The organism is Bifidobacterium sp., from assembly GCF_022647885.1.
GTDB lineage: Bacteria > Actinomycetota > Actinomycetes > Actinomycetales > Bifidobacteriaceae > Bombiscardovia.
This window is the reverse complement of sequence record NZ_JALCLM010000001.1, coordinates 1649915-1670532: the sequence shown is the minus strand read 5'-3', so window position 1 is coordinate 1670532 and position 20618 is coordinate 1649915. Positions and strand designations below refer to the sequence as shown.

General features: G+C 48.0%; 15 protein-coding genes and 1 tRNA gene. 5 read left to right on the top strand and 11 right to left on the bottom strand.

Going from position 1 to position 20618, the window contains the following annotated elements; translation table 11 throughout:
- Positions 1 to 2: 2 nt before the first annotated feature.
- Both LKI20_RS07120 and LKI20_RS07115 read left to right on the top strand, forming a co-directional pair.
- Positions 3 to 617, top strand: coding sequence for a GNAT family N-acetyltransferase (locus tag LKI20_RS07120; protein WP_291772128.1), 615 nt, complete (start codon positions 3 to 5; stop codon positions 615 to 617).
- A gap of 808 nt (positions 618 to 1425) precedes the next feature.
- Positions 1426 to 2829, top strand: a complete 1404-nt coding sequence (locus LKI20_RS07115) for a collagen-binding domain-containing protein (protein WP_291772125.1) — start codon at positions 1426 to 1428, stop codon at positions 2827 to 2829.
- 195 nt (positions 2830 to 3024) lie between these two features.
- Here LKI20_RS07115 and LKI20_RS07110 read toward each other — a convergent pair whose 3' ends face one another.
- From LKI20_RS07110 to LKI20_RS07085, 6 genes are all read right to left on the bottom strand, one after another.
- Positions 3025 to 3996 carry a glutamate cyclase domain-containing protein gene (locus LKI20_RS07110; protein ID WP_291772122.1) on the bottom strand — a complete coding sequence of 324 codons (972 nt, stop codon included), beginning with the start codon at positions 3994 to 3996 and terminating at the stop codon, positions 3025 to 3027.
- Positions 3997 to 4406: 410 nt separating this feature from the next.
- Positions 4407 to 6125, bottom strand: coding sequence for an acetyl/propionyl/methylcrotonyl-CoA carboxylase subunit alpha (locus LKI20_RS07105; RefSeq protein WP_291772119.1), 1719 nt, complete (start codon positions 6123 to 6125; stop codon positions 4407 to 4409).
- A 2-nt stretch (positions 6126 to 6127) separates the two neighbouring features.
- Positions 6128 to 7756, bottom strand: a complete 1629-nt coding sequence (locus tag LKI20_RS07100; protein WP_291772116.1) for a 5-oxoprolinase/urea amidolyase family protein — start codon at positions 7754 to 7756, stop codon at positions 6128 to 6130.
- A gap of 6 nt (positions 7757 to 7762) precedes the next feature.
- Positions 7763 to 8527: a LamB/YcsF family protein gene (locus tag LKI20_RS07095; protein WP_291772113.1), complete on the bottom strand. Its 765-nt coding sequence runs from the start codon at positions 8525 to 8527 to the stop codon at positions 7763 to 7765.
- Positions 8528 to 8637: 110 nt separating this feature from the next.
- Positions 8638 to 9444, bottom strand: coding sequence for a putative hydro-lyase (locus LKI20_RS07090; protein ID WP_291772111.1), 807 nt, complete (start codon positions 9442 to 9444; stop codon positions 8638 to 8640).
- Between the two features lie 196 nt (positions 9445 to 9640).
- Positions 9641 to 9982, bottom strand: coding sequence for a TetR/AcrR family transcriptional regulator (locus LKI20_RS07085; RefSeq protein ID WP_291772108.1), 342 nt, complete (start codon positions 9980 to 9982; stop codon positions 9641 to 9643).
- Between the two features lie 472 nt (positions 9983 to 10454).
- On the opposite strand from LKI20_RS07085, the gene LKI20_RS07080 reads away from it, so the two are divergent.
- Positions 10455 to 12506, top strand: a complete 2052-nt coding sequence (locus tag LKI20_RS07080; protein ID WP_291772105.1) for a hypothetical protein — start codon at positions 10455 to 10457, stop codon at positions 12504 to 12506.
- A gap of 547 nt (positions 12507 to 13053) precedes the next feature.
- Here LKI20_RS07080 and LKI20_RS07075 read toward each other — a convergent pair.
- A complete protein-coding gene (locus tag LKI20_RS07075) occupies positions 13054 to 13722 on the bottom strand; it encodes a TetR/AcrR family transcriptional regulator (RefSeq protein ID WP_291772103.1) in 669 nt (222 codons plus the stop codon).
- A gap of 278 nt (positions 13723 to 14000) precedes the next feature.
- Positions 14001 to 14074, bottom strand: a tRNA-Arg gene (locus LKI20_RS07070).
- A 186-nt stretch (positions 14075 to 14260) separates the two neighbouring features.
- Between LKI20_RS07070 and LKI20_RS07065 the strand changes: the two genes are divergently transcribed.
- Both LKI20_RS07065 and LKI20_RS07060 read left to right on the top strand, forming a co-directional pair.
- Positions 14261 to 15442: a MalY/PatB family protein gene (locus tag LKI20_RS07065; RefSeq protein ID WP_291772100.1), complete on the top strand. Its 1182-nt coding sequence runs from the start codon at positions 14261 to 14263 to the stop codon at positions 15440 to 15442.
- Between the two features lie 411 nt (positions 15443 to 15853).
- Positions 15854 to 16684: a TIGR00730 family Rossman fold protein gene (locus LKI20_RS07060; protein WP_434734949.1), complete on the top strand. Its 831-nt coding sequence runs from the start codon at positions 15854 to 15856 to the stop codon at positions 16682 to 16684.
- A gap of 205 nt (positions 16685 to 16889) precedes the next feature.
- On the opposite strand, the gene LKI20_RS07055 is transcribed toward LKI20_RS07060, so the two are convergent.
- The 3 genes from LKI20_RS07055 to LKI20_RS07045 form a co-directional block, all read right to left on the bottom strand.
- On the bottom strand, positions 16890 to 17561 hold the full coding sequence (locus LKI20_RS07055) for an O-methyltransferase (RefSeq protein WP_291772098.1): 672 nt from the start codon (positions 17559 to 17561) through the stop codon (positions 16890 to 16892).
- Between the two features lie 80 nt (positions 17562 to 17641).
- Positions 17642 to 18592, bottom strand: a complete 951-nt coding sequence (locus LKI20_RS07050; RefSeq protein WP_291772096.1) for a succinate dehydrogenase/fumarate reductase iron-sulfur subunit — start codon at positions 18590 to 18592, stop codon at positions 17642 to 17644.
- A 143-nt stretch (positions 18593 to 18735) separates the two neighbouring features.
- On the bottom strand, positions 18736 to 20616 hold the full coding sequence (locus LKI20_RS07045) for an FAD-binding protein (protein ID WP_291772093.1): 1881 nt from the start codon (positions 20614 to 20616) through the stop codon (positions 18736 to 18738).
- Positions 20617 to 20618 lie beyond the last annotated feature (2 nt).

Sequence of the window (20618 nt, the reverse complement as noted above, 5' to 3'; positions counted from 1 at the left end):
TTATGACAGTGCTGCAAACAGAGCGCTTAGTGCTCAGACCTTGGAAAGTTGATAACGAATTGGAAGCACAAGTATTGTATCGCTACGCTTCCAATCCTGAAATTGGTCCATCTGCAGGATGGAGCATACATAACAGCTCTCAGGAAAGTGCCGATATTATACGTACAGTATTGGCTGTGCCCAACACCTTCGCTATTACTATGAAAGGCAACGACGAGCCTATAGGTTCGATCGGCTTGTCATATGGCACCGTGATTTTTACTTCCACAGAAGTGGACGGTAACCGCTATGGTTCTGGGATGAATAGCGAAGGTAACAAACCGCAGGCGTGTGAATTTGGCTATTGGATTGCTAAACCTTATTGGGGGAGAGGCTTAGTGCCTGAAGCAGTTCGTGAGCTGTTGCGCTACGGTTTTGCTGATCTGGGGTTACGTGCAATGTGGGCTAGACATGATGTCGAAAACATCAAGTCACAACGTGTGATGCAAAAGTGTGGTTTGTCATACGCAGGAACGATGCACCACGTTCGTATGGAGCTTTTGCCAGGGGAAGTTTACCGAGATGAAGATGTCCGTCGAATCACTAGAGCTGAGTGGTCTGCCAGAAAAACGGTATGAAGCATGGTGAATGCGGACATAGTAGTAATTTGGACACTAGCATCATCACAGTTGCTGGCTATTACTGCATGTTCTCTTTTCCTCGCAATTGCATGTTGATTTTTGCTCCATGCTCAAGTAGCCAAGCGTGAAATTCGCATACTGGAACCGCTCCAAGTGTTCCCGGAATTGCCCGTTTATTGTGCAGTGTGTCCCATTCGTCGCTTGGAGTCCTCTCGCAAAGTGGAATACTGCATGAATGTCGATCATTCATAAGTCTGCCCCTTTCGATGATTGCAGCGTTTGAGCATCGAGTATGGTCCTAAAACCACAGTATCTGCTGGAAAAATGCTGAGTGTGCACGTATATGGTGTTGTCCACAGCTGGTATGGGGAGAAGCATGATTGCATACTTGATGCCCTCATCATTTCTGTGAGATTCAGCTTTAGGAGAGGATCATAGCTATATGTGGAAGGTTTTTCAGCTGATCTTGGTCGGAACAGACAGAATTGATACTCTGAGATATGACGATAATTTGGGAAATGCATCGCTAATCGGGGGATAAGCGACAGTAGTCGGTGGATGCTGAGCCGTTCAAAAATCTTCGTCTCTGCTACAGAGAAAACAAGTTAAAAGATGCCTTGGGAATATTTTCGACGAGTTTTCTGCCTATGCAAAGTTTCATTGCTTTGCATCCAGACATACAGACGTACTAGCTGAATAGTTGGAGTCGGGGAGCGCTGTTCTGAAGAAGTCTGTGTGAGCAAACAAGTAATTCAGTGCTGAAACTACTTATGGGGAATTCAGTACTCGATGGTTGGGAAATATTATGAAAATTCATAGCAATGCCGCTAAACCTCATAGAGGTCTGGCGATTGTTTCCGGTGCGTTGATTGCATCGGTAGTGGCATTTGGTGTACTGGTGCCACAATTATCCGCATCCGCTAGCCAAGAAGAGTATCTGATGGCGGATTATATGCAATGGAATGTTGTAACATACGGCGACGCATATCTTCAAGCCGAATCAGAAGGGGCTGTTGCGGTGGGTGGAACATTGAGTTTCAGCGGCACCAACACTGCAACACAACATAGCACTACCGATGATGATTCAGGCATTGGCCTGTTAAGCAATAAGGTTGATCTGAGCAATTCCTCAGGTCAGTTGAAAGTGTTGACTGGATCGATAAGGATTGAGGATGATACACAAATAGATGTGCTTAATCGGGATAATAACAACGCTCAAATATTCACACATGTGGTGGCGAAAAATGCGGGTGTGAACAGTTCACCAAGTATTGTGGCTAACAATTCAAGAGAAGGTTCCGACACAGTAGTGAAATCTGGATTATTTGCCAGTCTCTTCACTCAGAGTGCTGCGGAGTCTCTTGCTCAACAAATTGCGGCTTATCCACAAACTGATACCCAAGGAGCTCAAGCAGCAGTTGAGATTCAAGGTAGCAAATCAACGGTCACGTTGAGCAAGGGAAAAACAAATTATTGGCCCATCAGTGCGGATACTCTAGCTTCACTTACCGAAATTACGTTTAGTGGAACAACACCAAAGGCTGACGACGGGACCTTTTTAGTGATTCCAATTTCTGGTTCATCAGTGACCTTCAATCTCACTCTTGCCGGAAGCAGAGACCCAAGTGCAATGCTGTGGGTTGCTGCAGATGCAAGTAGTGTCGTGCAATCGGGGGATTCTCTCGATGGATCGTTGTTAGCACCCAAAGCAAACTTGGAGAAAAAATCAGCGAATATTCAAGGAACCATTGTGGTTAAGAGCGGTACTTTCGGAGGATCGGAACAACACTATTTCCCTTATAAAGGTAAAGTGCCACCAGTGGTGCCAACTAAAGATCCTACCGATCCAGTAACTCCGGTAATCACGACTACGGAGCCTACGACTACGGAGCCTACGACTACGGAGCCTACGACTACGGAGCCTACGACTACGGAGCCTACGACTACGGAGCCTACGACTACGGAGCCTACGACTACGGAGCCTACGACTACGGAGCCAACGACCACAGATCCTACAACCACGGAACCCACAACCACGCATAAGAACAAAACAACATCAGCAGAAGATACCAAGAAGACATCATCGTTAGCAAAAACAGGTAGCGGTAGTGCAGTAGTTGCGGCAGCAATCGTGTTTACGGTTTTGACTGCTGTAGGTACAGCGGGAATTGCTATAAGTCGTTCTCGAAAACATCACCGGAACCAGTAATGGCACGTTATGATGTCAATCACATCGCAATAAACAAGCTATGTGTATACGGATAATAACCTCAACTGCCCGTCAAAATAGTTTCAAAAGAGTTTGACGGGCAGTTCTTTGTTGTATTTGTCGAATTTCGTAGCAAGTATCGTAATCCCAGCAGTAGCACTATCTGGAATTGAGATGATGAGTTACTGTGCCAAATCACCAAGTTCGTTGACGAGCTATCTGCGAGATGGATGTGATTGTCGAAAAATATGCCTCACCGCTCAGGCCATCTACGCTGGGAACGTTGTCGTGTGTGACGCCATCAATACTTCCTGTTGATACGATGTGAGACAGCAGTTCTTCATGCCAAGATGCTTCTAGTAAGTGCTCCAACTCCTTATATCCTAAGACGTGTAAAGCTCCCACAAGTGCGTGGGCTGCCCAGTTGGATGTGCCTCCAATAATAAGTTCATCAGTGGCGACTGAACATCCGATTTCATCGCCGTATCGCACCAGCCGTTGCATGTCAGAAGGCCAAATCTTTCCCATACCGATTTCATTGCCACCATCACCAATGCCGATAGTGTGCAAACCTAGACTGGTCAGACGAGATAGAGGAGCTGTCCATTCCTTGATACATGAGGCGCGCATATTTCGCGGAAGTCCACCATAAGAAGGTCCGACTCTTTCAATAAAGATCACAGTATCGATTTCTTCGACTTTGATAAGTTGTTGCACCTTGTTGAACCATTCATCGAATCCTGCATCAACTGGAGCAATAAGTACGTGATCATCCGGCAGTAGTGATTTTGCTGATGGTCTGAGTACAGATTCGCAGGGGGCGTCACTTACCATCCATGCATCTCCACCGATAGCGCGTAAAGCTGCACATAGCTCCAGTGCTCCTAGCGGTCCATCGGTTTCTGCTGCAGGATGAACTGCAGAGGGTACATAGAACCCTGTGACCACCAAAGCTCTATGGTTAGTGCGATTGGCGAGGGCTTCAGCCGCTTCGAACAGCTCCCCATAAGTCAGCACGGCAAGAGATTCGCTGCCGCGACCTACATCGTGTGCAGCTTCGCTTTCAATACGCTTAATAGCTTTACGCTGTTGAGATGTGCGAATCTGCGATGACAACCATGATGGAACCAGCCGTGTAAATGCAGGTCTGCGAGTTTGCTGAGGCATATATGGTCTTTTCATAAATCAATAAAGTGGTGTTGTCTGGTATGTATAACAAACAACGTAGATGATGTTGAGTAAAGAGGAGGTTTCCTCAAGAAATACTGATTTCAACATATGTAACAAGAAAATTGTTGGGCAGCTTCACATAAATCTTCGACCTGAATAATTGTCTCTTGGATATCGCCGTCTAGTGACACCGCGCACAATGCTGCAATAAGTGATTCGTTGGCATCACGAATTGGTACAGCTATGCTGACGTGATCTTGACTAATTACGTTTGTGTAGGGATTTAACAATAGATACCGAGTATGAGGTGATTGAGAAGGTTGCAATTGCAACGTTTGCTGTCACCTCATACATTGAATCTTGATGTAAATCCCTACACAATCGAATTCTGAGCTATCGTGGGGTGCTTATTTGGATGAAATACGTCCCAATTCAGCATCGAAGGCTACGCCGTCGCCGACTTTACAAGTCTGGTGTAGCACCCCAGATTCGGAGGCTGTAATCTGTGTCTCCATTTTCATGGCTTCAACCACTACCACAGGGGCTCCAACTTCTATGGAGTCGCCTTCCTGAGCAAGCCATCGAACAACAGTGCCGGTGATTGTTGAGCGAATAACTCTGGGATCTTGCTTGTCTTCAACGGGTGTGGTCTGAGCTGGTCTGGCCTGCATAAAGTTTAAAGATTCAGGAAGTCCGAGTCGTATGTGCTTTCCATCGACCTCAATCCATGTGCGTAGCACTGTAGAAGGTGTCGCACGTTCAGCAAATTCCTGAGGATCAGTATCCACGAGAAAAGATTCCTCAATCCATCTGGTGTATACGTCAAGACTTTCATTGGATGTGAAATCAGCTTCTTCGAGCAGTTTCCGGTCGAATCCAATAACTGTAGGTACTCCGACGATGTGCAGCTCACGTAGTGCTTGTCGTGCTCGTCTAATGCACTGTTCGCGAGTAGGAGCAACAACAACTAATTTAGCGAGCATAGAGTCAAACTGATCTGATACTTGCGACCCTCTATGAATTCCTGTGTCGAAACGTATGCCTGGACCACCAGGCACATCAAGTTCAGTAATGACCCCTGGGAAGGGAACAAAACCGCGAGCGGGGTCTTCAGCGTTAATCCTAAACTCCATCGCGTGTCCGTGCTCGTGCGGCTCGAGAGCTTCTATGGATTCACCTTCAGCAATGCGGAACTGTTCAATGACTAAATCGATGTCGCTGGTCTCTTCGGTGATTGGATGCTCAACTTGTAGCCGTGTATTGACCTCCATAAACGAGGCGATTCCGTCTGCAGAGAGCAAAAATTCTACTGTTCCTGCGCTCACATACCCTGCATGTTTACAAATAGCAATCGCTGAGTTTTTCAGATGTTCGCTGATTGCTGGCTCAAGAAAAGGGGCTGGTGCTTCCTCTACGAGTTTTTGGTTGCGTCTCTGCAAGGAGCAGTCACGAGTGCCAACAGCGATGACATTCCCTAAGGTATCTGCGAGTATTTGAACTTCCACATGTCGAGGTTTATCGAGGAAGCGCTCGACGAAACTCGCACCGTTGCCAAAAGCAAGTTCAGCTTCGTGAGTTGCCGACGCGAAAGATTCTTCGATATCGTCTAGATGACGAACGACTTTGAGTCCTCGTCCGCCTCCGCCATAGACGGCTTTGATAGCTAGCGGAAGACCATGAGTTTTCGCAAAATCCACGACTTCAGAGGCATTGGCAACAGGAGAAGTGGTGCCTGGGGCCATTGGTGCTCCAACCTCTGCGGCAATTCGACGAGCTTGTACTTTATCGCCGAGCAAACGAATAACTGATGGAGGTGGACCAATCCACGTCAACCCTGCATCAATTACCGCTTGCGCAAAATCAGCATTTTCCGAAAGGAAACCGTAGCCAGGATGGACTGCATCAGCGCCTGAGCGTACGGCAATATCCACAATTTTTGCGATGTTCAGATAACTATCATGAGGTGAACGCCCCTCCAACGCATACGCTTCGTCTGCTAGGTTGACAAAGAGTGCGTCACTATCGTCATCTGCATAGATAGCAATGGAAGTGCGACCGGTGTCTGCACAAGCACGAATGATTCTTACAGCGATCTCACCACGATTGGCGATAAGCACTCGTTTCATTATTAGAGCTCCTTTTGATTGCTGTCGGTGTGATGAACGAAACGTACAAGAGCGTGGGGTGGTAGTTGAGCAGCGATATTAATAGCTTCAGCATCGAGTATGGCTACCACTGGGTATCCGCCTGTTACAGGGTGATCGCGCATAAAAATCACAGGTTGCCCGTTGTTTGGTACTTGGATTGCTCCAGGAATAGTTCCCTCACTGGGTAGCTCGCTGTGGTTGCTGCGTTCGAGTGCTTCGTCACCTTGAAGTCTTATCCCAACGCGGTTGGATTGTGCGGTCACTTCCCATGGCTGCTGGAACAATGTATCCAGCCCGCGCTGAGTGAACCAATCATCTCGAGGGCCAAGTGTGACAGGCAGTTCAGTTATCTGATTAGGGCGAGGCATATCACTCCAACTCAATGGTGGCGAGATGGAGTGATGAGTCTGAGAACCAGCAGTGAGATTATCTCCTGAGGATAGGGGGAGAGGGCCTATGTGTGACATCGTATCCGTAGATGCACTGTTAAGGATTTGAGTGCTCTCGAACCCCCCTTGTACAGCCAGATAATTGCGTAAACCGGAATGCGGAGTAGCAATCTTGACTAGTTCACCACTACGGAGCACAAACGCTTGCTGGCATGAAATGTCCGCAAGCGTGATGGTTTCGTCAGCGGCTGAGCAGATACTCACACTCACAGGTGCTCCTGTAATTGCTATCACTAAGTTATCCTTGGCAGCAAAAACCGCATTGCCTCCAGTAATCTCTATAGCTGCTGCGTCTAGGGAGTTGCCGACAAGTTCATTGGCTAGGTGGAAAGAGAAACGATCCATAGCGCCTGAACTATTAACTCCCATATTCACAGCGCTTCTGCCTTCGTCTTGGATAGTGCTGAGTATTCCAGTTTGAAGCACCTGCAGGAGGCTGATCGAAGAGTTTGAGTTTGTTTTGGAGGCCAATGGCTGCTTAGCAAGTGAGGCGTGTTGTTGAGAATCAGGTGGTGGTGTTTCACGAATGCTATCTTGCAGGATTGCTTGCGCTTTCACCGGTACAAAACGGACATAATCTCCGGCTTGCAATAGGGCAGGAGGATTGCGTTCATCATCCCACAATTGGATTGCAGTCGTGCCGATGAGCTGCCATCCACCTGAACTCACACGAGGATAGATCCCACTGAACGCTCCTGCTAAGCCCACTGATCCTGCAGGAACGCTAATACGAGGTGATGATTTGCGGGGGACATCGAATAGTGGATCGCCGTCGCTGAGATAGGAGAAGCCAGGTGCGAATCCACTGAAGGCCACCAACCAAGGATGCGATGTATGCCGGTTGATTACTGTCTGTTTCGAAACTCCAAGTATGTGTGCAACCTCATCCAGATCTTCACCGTTGTATTCCACTGGAATCTCAGTAGTGTTACCAGAGCTCTCTTTCGGAGTAATGGTCGGTAACGCTGCAATTGCAGTTGCTAGCTCGTCATGATTGGTTTGTGCAGAATCGAAAGATACGAGAACTGTCCGCGCGGCAGGAAGCAACTGGATTACGCCAGGCAATGAAGCTTCGCGCAAGGTGGCGTAACTCGTGAGCGCTGACGTTAGATCGGGCAATTCGATAAGAAGACCAGACTTGCCAACTGGAAGGAAATGCATGCTATTTTACCGATCCATGAATGAGGCGATATTGATGCCATCCTCAGATAGCCGATGATTTATGGATTTCGCCATGGCGACTGCTCCTGGGGTGTCGCCATGTACACAAACAGAATCCGCAGAAACGGCGATTGTTGATCCATCGATTGCTTCGATGTGATGAGTCAGAACCAGCTGCGAAACTCGTTGAGCAACAGCTGCAGGGTCGCTAATGACTGAATCTGGCAAGTTGCGAGATACTAAACGTCCTTCCGGCGTGTAAGCGCGATCTGCAAAGGCTTCATGAAATACTCGCAATCCTGCCTCATCAGCAAGTTTGCCAACTGCTGAATCAGGTAATGTCAGCAGTCCAAGATTGGCGTTGAGAGCCACAATTGCATGAACTACTGCCGATGCTTGAACTTCGTCATCGACAATTCGGTTGTACAGAGCTCCGTGTGGTTTTACATAGCGAACAGCAGAACCTGTAGCGTTCGCCAGACCTTGTATCGCAGCTAGTTGGTATTCAACATCAGCTTGCAACACCTCAGCCGGAACATCGATAGATCGCCTGCCAAAACCAGCTAGGTCTCTGTAGGAGACATGAGCCCCGATGCAGACTTGATGTTGGTGTGCTTTGGTTAGGGTTCGCAACATGACGCTAGGGTCGCCTGCATGGAAACCGCAAGCGATATTGGCACTAGATATGAGTCCAAGCATTGAGGTGTCATCGCCTAGTGTCCAGCGTCCGAAACTCTCTCCCATGTCGCTGTTAATATCAATGCTCACCATAAGGCTTATGGCTCCTTTGTCTGTTGTAGTGAATGGTGTAATGTGATGAATTCTCACAACTTGAGATTGCTTTTAGTTTTCTGAATCATAGTTTTCTGCATCATAATTCCCTACACCATGTAATGCTGATCGGGCATATCAGTAATAAACATGTGTCCTGGCGCATGCGTGATAGCAAAGGAAGGTTTTGACGACATCACAGCAGCTTGTGGGGTCACTCCACAAGCCCAAAAAACTGGGATATCTCCGTCTTTCAGAATTGGTTTATCACCGTATTGTGGCGAGGTTAAGTCCTTTATACCGATTGCTGATGGATTGCCAATGTGCACTGGAGCACCATGAACACTGGGGTAGTAACCTGAAATACGGACGGCATCTGCAACTTGATTTGGTTGGATACCGCGCATAGAAACCACCATGGAGGAAGTGAACATACCGGCGCTCGCGCAGGATATAGAGGTGTCATACATTGGCACGTTGGTGTCAGCTTCTATGTGATGGACTGGTATTCCTGCTTCCATCAGAGGGAATTCAAAGGTGAAACTGCACCCAATAAGAAAAGTTACTAAATCGTCGTGCTCAGCCCATACATCGGTGATGTCATTGACTTCGTCAACAAGCTTGCCATCATGCCAAATACGATATTTTGGTATGTCACTTCGTATATCAGATCCAGGTGCGATGGACGGAGCCGTGCTGCCCACATCTAATACTTCTAGCAACGGGCATGGTTTGGGGTTGCGTTGTGCGAAAAGTAAGAAATCATAGGCATAAGCTTTAGGGAGCACAATCATATTGGCTTGAGCAAATCCCTTGGAAATGCCGGCCGTTGGGCGTATAACGCCCTGACGAAATGCTTGTCTCGCTTCTGCCGGTGTGGTCTGTTGATCTAAAACCAGTTGCCTACCAATACTCATTTCCCGCCTCTCTTCAAAACGCTTAAGGTCAGAATGCACCACTGATAGTCATAAGCCTAGAATTCTCATGCTCACAGAACATTACGGGTTGACAACGGCTATGTTACCGAGCATCGAAATTGTGTGTAGAAACGTCATACTCAACAGACAACAACCGAGTTCAACTAATCGGTAATTATCTAGGTTATTGCTGTGCTTATTGCTCAGTAATATCTTGGCTTGCTGGGGCTTGGCGACACAGCAAGCGATTGATCGCTTGCCCTGCAATACTCCTCATGTCGACGCTTCTATCCGGCATTGATGTTTCAGTGCTTTGAATGTCGTTGAGGTCGCGCTGTTTGAGTACTTGGATCATCAGATCATCCATTGAATCGAAGTAATGTAGTACGGCCACGTCAGAAATGCCTACCACTTCTGAGATTTTACTCAATGTGGTTTGGTCGAAACCATCGGAACCAACAATAGTGAGAGCTGCATCCAGAATTTCTTTACGCCGAACCTTGCCTTTGGCATAAGGTCCGCGTTTGCTCGCATCCATTGTGAATCTCCCTCCATTGAGTTTGCTGTAACTGCTACAGGCGCATAGGGTCTCACTGGTAATAGTAGAACAATGCTCGATTGCAAGTTCTGTTGTTATCACAAACTGATTGGTCTTAGGCGCGGGGGATTACACTTGTTCTTCCTGCCCATTATGCTTACCTGCTCTGTCTAAGTAGTGGATTTACTCATTGAATCTATCTAGGTAATGAAACGCTCTGGTATATAGAGTTAGGAGTGCATAGCGGTTAAGAAAAGAATACATTCGTGTGGCAGCGAGGGCACGCCAACGGTAAGCAATATATTGTCAAATATCAAACACTACGTATTAAATTTCTGTTACTATCTTCTAGTGCGCGGTCCTACCGTGTCCGGTTCAACAACACGAGAGAAATCTAGGAGAAGCATGAGCAAGAAGATAATGACGGGGGGGGGGGCATCGTTCTAGCTGTCTCCTGCTAGCTGCCCTGCTGATGGTGGGTTTGACATTCGGAGCGATGGTCGCTCCCGCAGCTTCGGCCGCGACCAGTGATGTGGCGGTCAATGAGAGCAATTTCCCTGATGCGGTGTTCCGTGGATATGTGTCGGAGCATTTCGACACTGATACTAACGGCTCGTTGTCGGCTGATGAAATCTCGAATGCGCAGAGCATTCATGTCAGTGAGTATCTGGATGATTCCCAGAAGTTCCATTCCGTGCAAGGCATCGAGTATTTCACGGAGCTGACGAATCTCTTCATTCCAGGAGCGTATGTGAGTGAACTGGATGTGAGTCATAACCATCAACTCGTTGAAGTGAACGTCTACAACAACAAGCTGACGGGTCTCGACCTGTCAGCCAATACGCATGTCACCACGTTGAATGTTGGTGGTAACCCTCTCGTGGCATTGAAGCTCGGAGCAAGCGTTAGCGGTCTGACAATCGGCTACTTGGATTATGCCAAAGGATTCTTCGGGGATGACGGTACCTTCGACCTGAAGTCACTGGTGCCATGGTTCGATGCATCGAAAGTTTCTAATTTCTCGGGGGATAACGGTGAGGCGCTTGAAGGTTCGATTGTTACAGGGTTGACGCGAGACGTGTACGCAGGTGATGGCTTATTGACTAGGCGTGTCCATTTCACGTATGACGCTGGGCATGGAGCCTCGGTGAATGCCAATATCTCACTGACGCAGGTGACTATCGCAGATAGTGATGACATCAAGGTGTCGAATCCTCGTGTGGAGGATGTTGGCTCCCACACGGTCGGTTTGAAGGTTGATTATGAAATCAGTCAGGAACTCTGGGATCAGGTCGATAAGGTGTGCCTCTCGTCAAGCTTTTCACGCGTATTCCTCGCTTCGATACATCCGGGTATGACCACTGGTTGGGATCCGGGTTCAACAAATCTCTGGGATTGCACCAGCGGAGTCGATGACTCAGCCCTGTCACAAGACTCAGCACTCAAACGAGCGCGAATATACGCAGTACATTCTGACACTGAAACCAGCGAACAGTGGTATCCCCTTGAAGAGGGCAGCAAATGGACGGTGAACTACCAGTCCTTCAGCAGGTCATCAGACGATTTCACCAAGGAAACGCTTGCAAGCAGAACCGGTACCGTGTCGACCACGCTGGGCGGATTCCTCGACAACACCAAGTATGGCAACTGGCTGTATAGCGAGACAGGTGAACAGCTGCGGCCAAGTTCCACGCTCACATGCAGCAGTGCCGGTGGGGGCGGTGCTTGTGGGTATGACACCAAGGGTGTGCCCAATCTCTGGTCGTTGCCAGCATATTCACTACTTGGATTGTTCGATGGGTATACGTCTGCACAGTTCAGCGAATTGTATAAAGACAAGAATGCTTGGCCGACACTCTCGAAAACTGACCCCGCCTCGTACCAGTACACAGGTCTGGTGCTGTTCACCAAGGACGGTCGCATTATCAAGCAGAACACCAATGATGCGGCACTCATCCCCGAGTTCACCACACAGTCTGTTACCCCGGTAGACGAGGGTGAATTGAACGACGGCAACAAGGGCGACATCAAGGGGGAGAACAACAATTCAGCGAATCCGGATTCACCGTATCGTGTGTATATTAACAAGCTGGTTGATAGCTGCAAGACACTGGTAGATGAGGGGCTCTACTGCTATTGGGCAGGGTACATCTACTCCACACCAACCCGCCTGCTCACTCCTGACGGGCAAAATCATCTACTTGTGCAAAAGGACAACAACGGCAAGTACTACGTCAACGTACAGCTCCCCGCAGGCTACTCTGGTGCGCACAAGATAGCGTTGTATGACCAGGAGGGCAACATCCAAGGATGGACGAACTTCGCCATCGGCAAGAGCGCGACAACGGGCAAGAACGACTTGACCGATAAGAATACATCCAGCAACAATACGGTTGCTAAGAATTCAGATTCAACACAGAAACAACTTGCCTTTACCGGAAGTTCGATTCAAGTCATTATTTTGGCCGGTGTAATAGTGTTGCTAGTCGGAATAGTGGTGATTGTCGTCAGGAAAGTCCTCTAAAGATTACCGCTTACCCATTCACTCACTCATATCCTCCAATATCTCAACACCGAGTTCTATGCATGCTGTGCTGTGTGCATAGAACTCGGTGTTGTTAGAAGTTTGCCCTGTTCATGAGTAGATGAGTTTGTCAAATCTGACGTTGGATACTATACATAAGAAGTCAATCCAGTACTGGTCTGAGTGCCAGCGTTAGCATACTGGATGGAGTGAATTGACTTGCCATATTAAGTATGAGTTTGAGGATACATGTAGAAAGTGTCTACGTATTTGGTGTTGATCACTTGTGGTGTTGCAGCAGATGAGGTAGTTGTTCGGCTCTTGTCTGAATTACGTGTATGAGGCGAAATTACGTCCGATATAGAAGCTGTCCTTGAGATGGTCGAAGACCTATTATGTGACGGCGTTGCCTGGGCAGTTGCTCTTCGCGATTATCGATTGGGAGATGCCGACCGTGAAGCTATTGTGTCATTGCGCGTGCTAGTACGATCTGATAAGGGTGGGGTGCTGTTCATCGCGTCGAGAGCGGGGCTTTATTGTGCTTCGATCAAAGGATTTCGTCGCTTGTGTCTTTGCTCTCATTAGTGCTTTGAGGCTGATTCCACATTAGCTTGATGGCTTTTTCTGCAATATCAGCCATATCGATGTCTCTGTCGATGAGCCATTGAATCTGTAAACCATCTAGCAGAGCTTGCATTACTCTTGCCATTTCTTCTGGGGATAATTCTGTATCCAGATGCTCTTTGTCGATGACTTTTTTTGCAGCGCTTCCTACCACAAACCGTTCCACCTTGCCACGTTGCTTGAAATATCGGTATGCAGGACTTGTAGGGTCTGATGCTCTCACTGACATATGTGCGTAGAGTTCCACTAGTCCAGGTGTTTGCGAGTTACGCCTGACGATCTGCATGACTTGCTTGATTGACTGCTCAGGGTGGGCAATGAGCTGTATCATCTGGCTAACCATGTCAGGGAGTGACGAAGTGGCTGCTGCCATGTCATCGGTATCGCGCTGTTTGAGTACTTCAACTAGCAAATCATCCATTGTCCCGAAATAATGTAGCACGGCCACATCTGAAATGCCTACGGCTTTGGAGATCTTACTTAATGTTGTTTGGTCGAAGCCTTCCTTGGCAACAATGTTGAGCGCGGCCTTCAGGATTTCTTTTCGTCGCGCTTTGCCTTTCGCATAGGGTCCTCGTTTAGCCCTATCCATTGGAGCCCTCCCTGCGTTATTGGTGTTTACAACACTATATGAATATCCTGTGAAAGATTTGGTATATCTTACTACAAGTGGAAAGAGGATTTGTGTGTTGATGAGTAGTGGCGCTGGTGATTCCGTATCCTGATAGATATGGTGAATGAGCAAGGTCAGAATAAGACTGTCGTGGTTTGGTCTTGGCGCACATATGGCACATATGATGGTGTTTTGCTGTGTTTGCTTGGTATATGAGAGAATCCCTACAGCCAAGATGACTGTAGGGATTTTATATGTGCGCCAGACAGGATTCGAACCTGCAACCTGCTGATCCGTAGTCAGCTGCTCTAATCCATTGGGCTACTGGCGCATGTCGTCTTGAAGCCGAGGCTTTTAGGCAACTCGAATACAATAGCTCGCTCGGAGGTGATTTGCAAACCGGTGTGTCACGGATTACTTACAGAAATTCTCTGGTATCTCGTAACTGATAGTTCCAACAACGCCTGTAGCATGAACAGGGTTTAAGCGTAGAATGAGTGAATTGAAGAGGCACAGTATGTACGATTTCGATACCATCATCGACCACAACAGTTGGGCATCAGAAAAATGGTCCGAAGTTCGTGAGGTTATGGGACCTGATAGTGAGGATGTCGTAGCTCTCTCTGTTGCTGATATGGAATTTAAAACTGCGCCAGAAATTATTGAAGCTCTCCATCGTGCAGCAGATACAGGCATCTTTGGTTATGAACATTGTACTGATGCCTATTACGAAGCACTGCAAACTTGGATGTCCAAACACCATCAGTGGGATATTAAGCGCGACTGGGTGTCGGTAACTGATGGTGTTATGACGGGCGTTTTTACTGGTTTGCGCGCGGTAACGCATCCAGGTGATGCGGTTATTATTCAGAGACCTGTTTATTACCCGTTCACCAATGCTGCTGTGCGTAATGGCTTGACGATATTAGACAATGAACTGGTATTGAATGCGCAAGGGCATTACGAAATGGATTTCGAGGATTTGGATCTTAAGGCTTCAAATCCGCGTTGCACTGCTATGGTGCTATGCAACCCTCATAATCCCGTTGGTAGGGTGTGGAGCGTTGAAGAGCTGGGCCGCGTAGCGCAGATTTGTATCAAACATGGCGTTACCATACTGGCAGACGAGATTCACGCGGATTTTGCATACGACGGTCATCAAGTAACGATGCTCTCCACCTTAGGTGAAGAAGTGGCAGCACACTGCATGGAATTTACAGCACCAAGCAAAACCTTTAACCTAGCAGGATTAATCACCTCTAATGCTGTGATTTCTAATCCTGAGCTCAAGCAACGCTTCGATATAGCAGCCGATAATGTGGCAGGTCTTTCCGTAAACCATTTTGGTTTAGTTGCTTGTCAAGCTGCATATGAACATGGTGAACAGTGGCTACAAGAATTACGCAAATATTTAGCGGGGAATCTTGAAGTGCTCAGAAGTTTTGCAGCTTCTCAGCAGGGTATTTCGCTTATCGAACCTGAAGGCACTTATTTGGCTTGGCTGGATTGTCGCGGGTTGGGAATGGATAGCGATGAGCTGCGTGATTTCATGCGCAACAAGGCTCGGGTCTTTTTCGATGAAGGATCGTTATTCGGTGATTCAGGGAAAGGATTTGAACGTGTTAATCTCGCATGCCCTAAAGCGATGCTTGAACAGGTATGTTCAGGGATTGCCAACGCTGTCAAAGAGTTAGGATGATACTGAATTGGTAATGAATGTCGTTTGTGTAGGGATTCTTGCGTATACAGCCCCTATGGTCATGGTGAGAATGGCGTAATTGCAAGCTTTTGTGACAGCCTACAATGCTGGTATATACTTCCATCCCTACACAACTGACATTGGGTACAGAGTACGCATTGCGCCCTATTTGATGAACGGTATCTGAATTGTCTGTAATTGTAGGGAGAGCAACAGCATCGCAGCAGGCATAATAACGCTAATCATTGATACCCTTATGATGACAATATTAAGGGAGCGCGAATGTCGAATAAGTCTGACAAGAAGACCACCTCAACAAAGAACACAGCTTCAGATAAGCACGGCAAACATGCCAAGAATAACGCTGGGAATAAGAAGCACAGTAATAGTAAGAAGAGCAACGGGGCTCAGATGAGTAGTGACGAATTAAACAATCAGTTGAAACATCAACAGGAACAGACTCCTGCTAACCAAACTGCGGGTGAAACTCAGCCGCAAGAAGTCGAATCGCCCTTGGGGGATACATATCATCGTGGTCCGGTGATTATGCGTGGGCATATGATCCCGAAGGACAACACTACAGGTAATCTATTAGCTCCAGTCAGCAGTACTGACTGGCTCCATATGGACCCCTGGCGAGTAATGCGTATCCAATCAGAATTTGTTGATGGTTTTGGGGCTCTTGCCGAACTTGGACCTGCTGTGTCAATCTTTGGTTCTGCGCGTACCCCGCGAACAGATCCGGTATATAAGGCTGCACGTCATATGGGCAAGAAAGTGGCCGAGCAGGGTATTGCCGTGATTACTGGTGGCGGTCCAGGCGTGATGGAGGCAGCAAATAGGGGAGCTGCACTCGCAGGTGGAAAATCCGTTGGCTTGGGGATTGAACTTCCTTTTGAACAAGGAGTTAATAACTGGGTGAATCTTGGCATGAGTTTCCGATACTTCTTCGTTCGCAAAACGATGTTCGTGAAATATTCATCAGGCGTGATTATCTGTCCTGGAGGTTTCGGCACTTTAGATGAAATGTTCGAGCTGTTGACCCTCGTACAAACCAGTAAGGTTTCGAGTATTCCTGTGGTGCTGTATGACAAGAAGTACTGGCAAGGATTGTTTGACTGGCTGAACACCACGGTTATGGAAAGCGGTATGATTTCGGCTTTAGATCCTGAACGAGTATTAGTCACGGATGATGCGGATGAGGCGGTCAGTGTTGCTACTAGCGGCATTGGTGAGCATTAATACCATTCTGCTCAGGGCGTGCGATGCTGTGGTGGCAGAAGCCCAGTGCCGGCAGAAACCCAGTGGTGTAAGGCAGCCTGGTGATGTAAGTCTTTGGTCTTTAGTTTTAAGTCTTTAACTTGGTCATCACAGAATGGTGCGAGTGAGTGCAATGTTGTCCTCGTTGACATCTTCGCGCTCACTCATTGTGGTGTATAAGCTGATTTTACTGATGAGTGGTAAGCAACATTCCTGTACCTACCGGTATCAGAGCGCTCTCAGTATGTTCATCGTTCTCAACCAGATTTAGCAGGCTTCGTAATTCGAGCGTTTTGGGTTCGCGATCCACAGGATTGAGTAATCCACCAGATGAATCTGGTGCTGCGAAGCCCATCATATCGGTAAATATCGTAGCCCCACCCTGCTTTAATAATCGCGATGACTGCTGAAATGTTGCCGTGTAATTTGATGCGTCACCTGTGACAACGATCAGATCGTAATCCTCCGCATTTAGTCTAGGGAGAAACACCCCAGCCGTAGCATTGACTACCCGCATACGTGTATCGCTCACATTATCCAGGTCGTTGAAAATCGAACGAATAACAGCAGCGCCGTCAGAGCTGGAATCTACTACAGTGAGCTGGCCACTTCCATGCATCGCATCAATGATTTCAATGGTTTCTACTGCTGCAGCTGTCCCTACAAGGATTACTGAGCGAGCATTGGTAAGACCAACAAGCATTCTTAAGAATCTCGCTTGCGCTGCCGATCCCTGCTCATGCCCTTGTGCTTCGACTTTGCTCCGGACTTCCTGTAGATACGCTCGCTGCTCATCAAGAGCATACGACTCAGTGAACTCCCACGCCTTGGAGAGATTCGTATAAGAGGTTTTATTCATAATCCCATACTGTAGTGGTGTTATCCGGCTCTGTCTTGTCGTGGCTTACGTTTCGGTGTGTACTCTGCGTTGCAAAATGACTAGTTTGACGATGATCCACTTCGCTCGACCAGCTTCCACATCTCTTCTCCAACATCAATACCTTTTGGACAGTGACGGGAGCAAGCGCGCACTGACTGACAGGCCGCAATACCATCAGCTTCGGCGATATCTTCAAGGCGGCTTTTGCTTGCTTTGTCGCGAGAATCGTTAATAAAGCGTGAGTTAATGACTAGTGCAGCAGGACCAATGAAAGCCTCGCCGCCTGCATAAACAGGGCAGCTACCTTCACAAACACCGCAGGCAATGCAGTTGCTGAGCAGTTCGTATTGTTGTAGTTCTTCAGGGCTTTGCAGATATTCGAATACGTTTACCGCGCCGGATGCCGTAGTTTTCAGCTCACCTTTAGCTTGCAGATATGGCCGTAATCGTTTGATCTGTTCGAGCATTGGATCAATGTCACTGATGAGGTCGCGTTGTACGGAGAATCCAGGTAGAGGTGCAATCTCCACAACCTGATTGTTAGACCATGCTTGTGATGGGGCGTCTACGCTGCGGTCATCACTCTGGACCGTGCCTGTACGTCGGAATTTACCTGTTGTGGTTGACGTTATAGGATCGTTCTTGGCCCATTGCTCTACTGGTGCGGTGCACAGCAGAGTTGGTGTTCCATTGATACTCACTGCATCAGATCCGCACATACCGTGACCGCATGAGTATCTGAAGGAGAGAGTGGGATCTATGTCGCGTTTAACTTCCAGCAAGCAGTCAAGAATGGTTGTTTGCGGATCAACATGAAGCGTGTATTCCTGCACCCATCGTTTGCCGCGCTGTCGTTTTCGCTGACCAAACGGTGAAGGATTGGTGGCAGATTCCTCAGCAAAGGGATTGCGGTGTCGTCGAGCCTTTTCCTCTTTCGGAGTGAATCTTGACACCCTCAAGACGACGTCCATCAAGAGGTCGGATTGCTGTCGTGCACGAATATCTACCATGCCTATCCTCTTGCCTCCAATATGTTGTGAAGAGCTACCATCTGTATACATGTTCATGACATGTTGACGATTAATGTGTTGACGACTATTACCGTGCTATTTTGTCACGTTATTAGTGCTATTTGGTGTTGTTGCACTCGCCGTCAATAATCTCGTCGTGCTGTTGGTACATCGATGATATGCACAGCCTGCCAACATAGTTTACCCTCGGCATTGGTCATCGAATGTGCAAGAAAGTGTTCATCATCTCTGTCGGGGTAGTCTAATCGTTTGAGCGATCCGCGAGACTCCATCCTTGCAGACATGGCGCTGAGTACGGCCTTGGCCAAGGTGAGTAAATGTTGTGCTTCGAAGATTGCAGTGAGTTCCTGATTGTATGCAGGAGTTTGACTATGTGCCCGTAACGATTCAACTCGGGGAGTGAAATCTTTCTCAAGGCTTGTCTGAGCTTGTGTAATGTTGCTCGCATCACAGAGTACGGCTACGTGTTTTTCCATTAATGCTCCCAGATCAGCAATCAGGCGGTAAGCATTATCAGAGTTGTCGTTGATAGGTTTGGTGAGCCTGGTTGATGAGTCTGTAGATAGTGTTTCGGATGTCTCAATGTCGGCAGGGTGTAGCAAAGATTCTACAGTTTGCTGTCGCAAAGAGAACTCGCTCTCAGGTATCTGCGGGGTTCTTGCATCAAGATGCTGTAGTAACTCGTGGGCTATTGCTGTGCCTGCGCGTGTGCCAAAAAGACAAGCATCGAGTAAAGAGTTGCCACCAAGGCGGTTTGCTCCATGCACTCCTACGCAGGAGCATTCCCCAGCGGCGAAGAGACCTTCAACGACCACACGTTTATCTGCTGACCAGGTATAAACTCTGCCATCAGTGTCTATTGGAATGCCACCCATAGTGTAGTGAGCAGTCGGTTTGACTGGGATCAGATCGCTTGCGGGATCTAGTCCTGCAACATCTCTGATAGTCTCACAAACTTGGGGGAGAGTTGCTTCCATGTGAGCTGGGTTGATGGAACGTAAATCAAGCCAGACGCAGTCTTTCGGACCATCAGATTGCCTTGGGTCAGCTACACCTCGTCCTGCGAGAACTTCTGCTCTGATAGCTCGGCTAATAACATCGCGTGCCGCAAGATCATTGTGTTCAGGGGCATAACGCAACATGAAGCGTTCACCATCAACGTTACGGAGAACTCCGCCTTCAGCGCGAGCTGCTTCTGAGAGCAATATGCCGGTATGTGCGAGACCAGTGGGGTGGAATTGGATGAATTCGGCGTCCTCAATTTGCAGTCCGGCGTTTAATGCCAGCGACAAACCATCACCGGTCAAATCCCATGAGTTCGACGTAGTGGTAAACAACCTACCTGCACCACCGGTTGCCATCACTACATGAGTGGCATTGAGCGCATGCAATGTGCCGGACTGCATATCAAAAGCGATCACACCATTGACCCGCTGCTCCCCGTGTGACATGCTCAGAGAGAGATCACTGACATACCAATCTTCGGCGAATTGCACTCCTAGAGCCACACATTGCTGCCACAGACTGTGCAAAATCTGGTGACCGATACGATCAGCCGCATATGCTGCTCGTTTGATTGGAGCACCGCCAAAATTAGCTGTATGTCCACCAAAACGGCGTTGAGCAATATGACCGTCAGAGGTGCGTGAAAATGCGACGCCATCGTGTTCCAGCTGAATGACAGTGGCAGGCGCTTGCTCAGCTAACAGACGCGCGGCATCCTGATCCACCAACCAGTCGCCGCCTTTTATGGTGTCGAAATAGTGCCAACGCCAGTGGTCTTCAGCGACATTGCCTAAGCTCGCTGCAATGCCCCCCTCAGCTGAACCGGTGTGAGCGCGCAGAGCTTGAAGTTTTGATATGACCAGAACTTTTGGAGCTGGTGAGTTGCTTTCAGCTGACTCTTTCCATGTACGAAGCAAAGATAAGGTTGCAGATAATCCTGCAGCACCCGAACCGACAATAATGGCGTCATAATAATTTTCGAGCTGACTGGAATCCATAA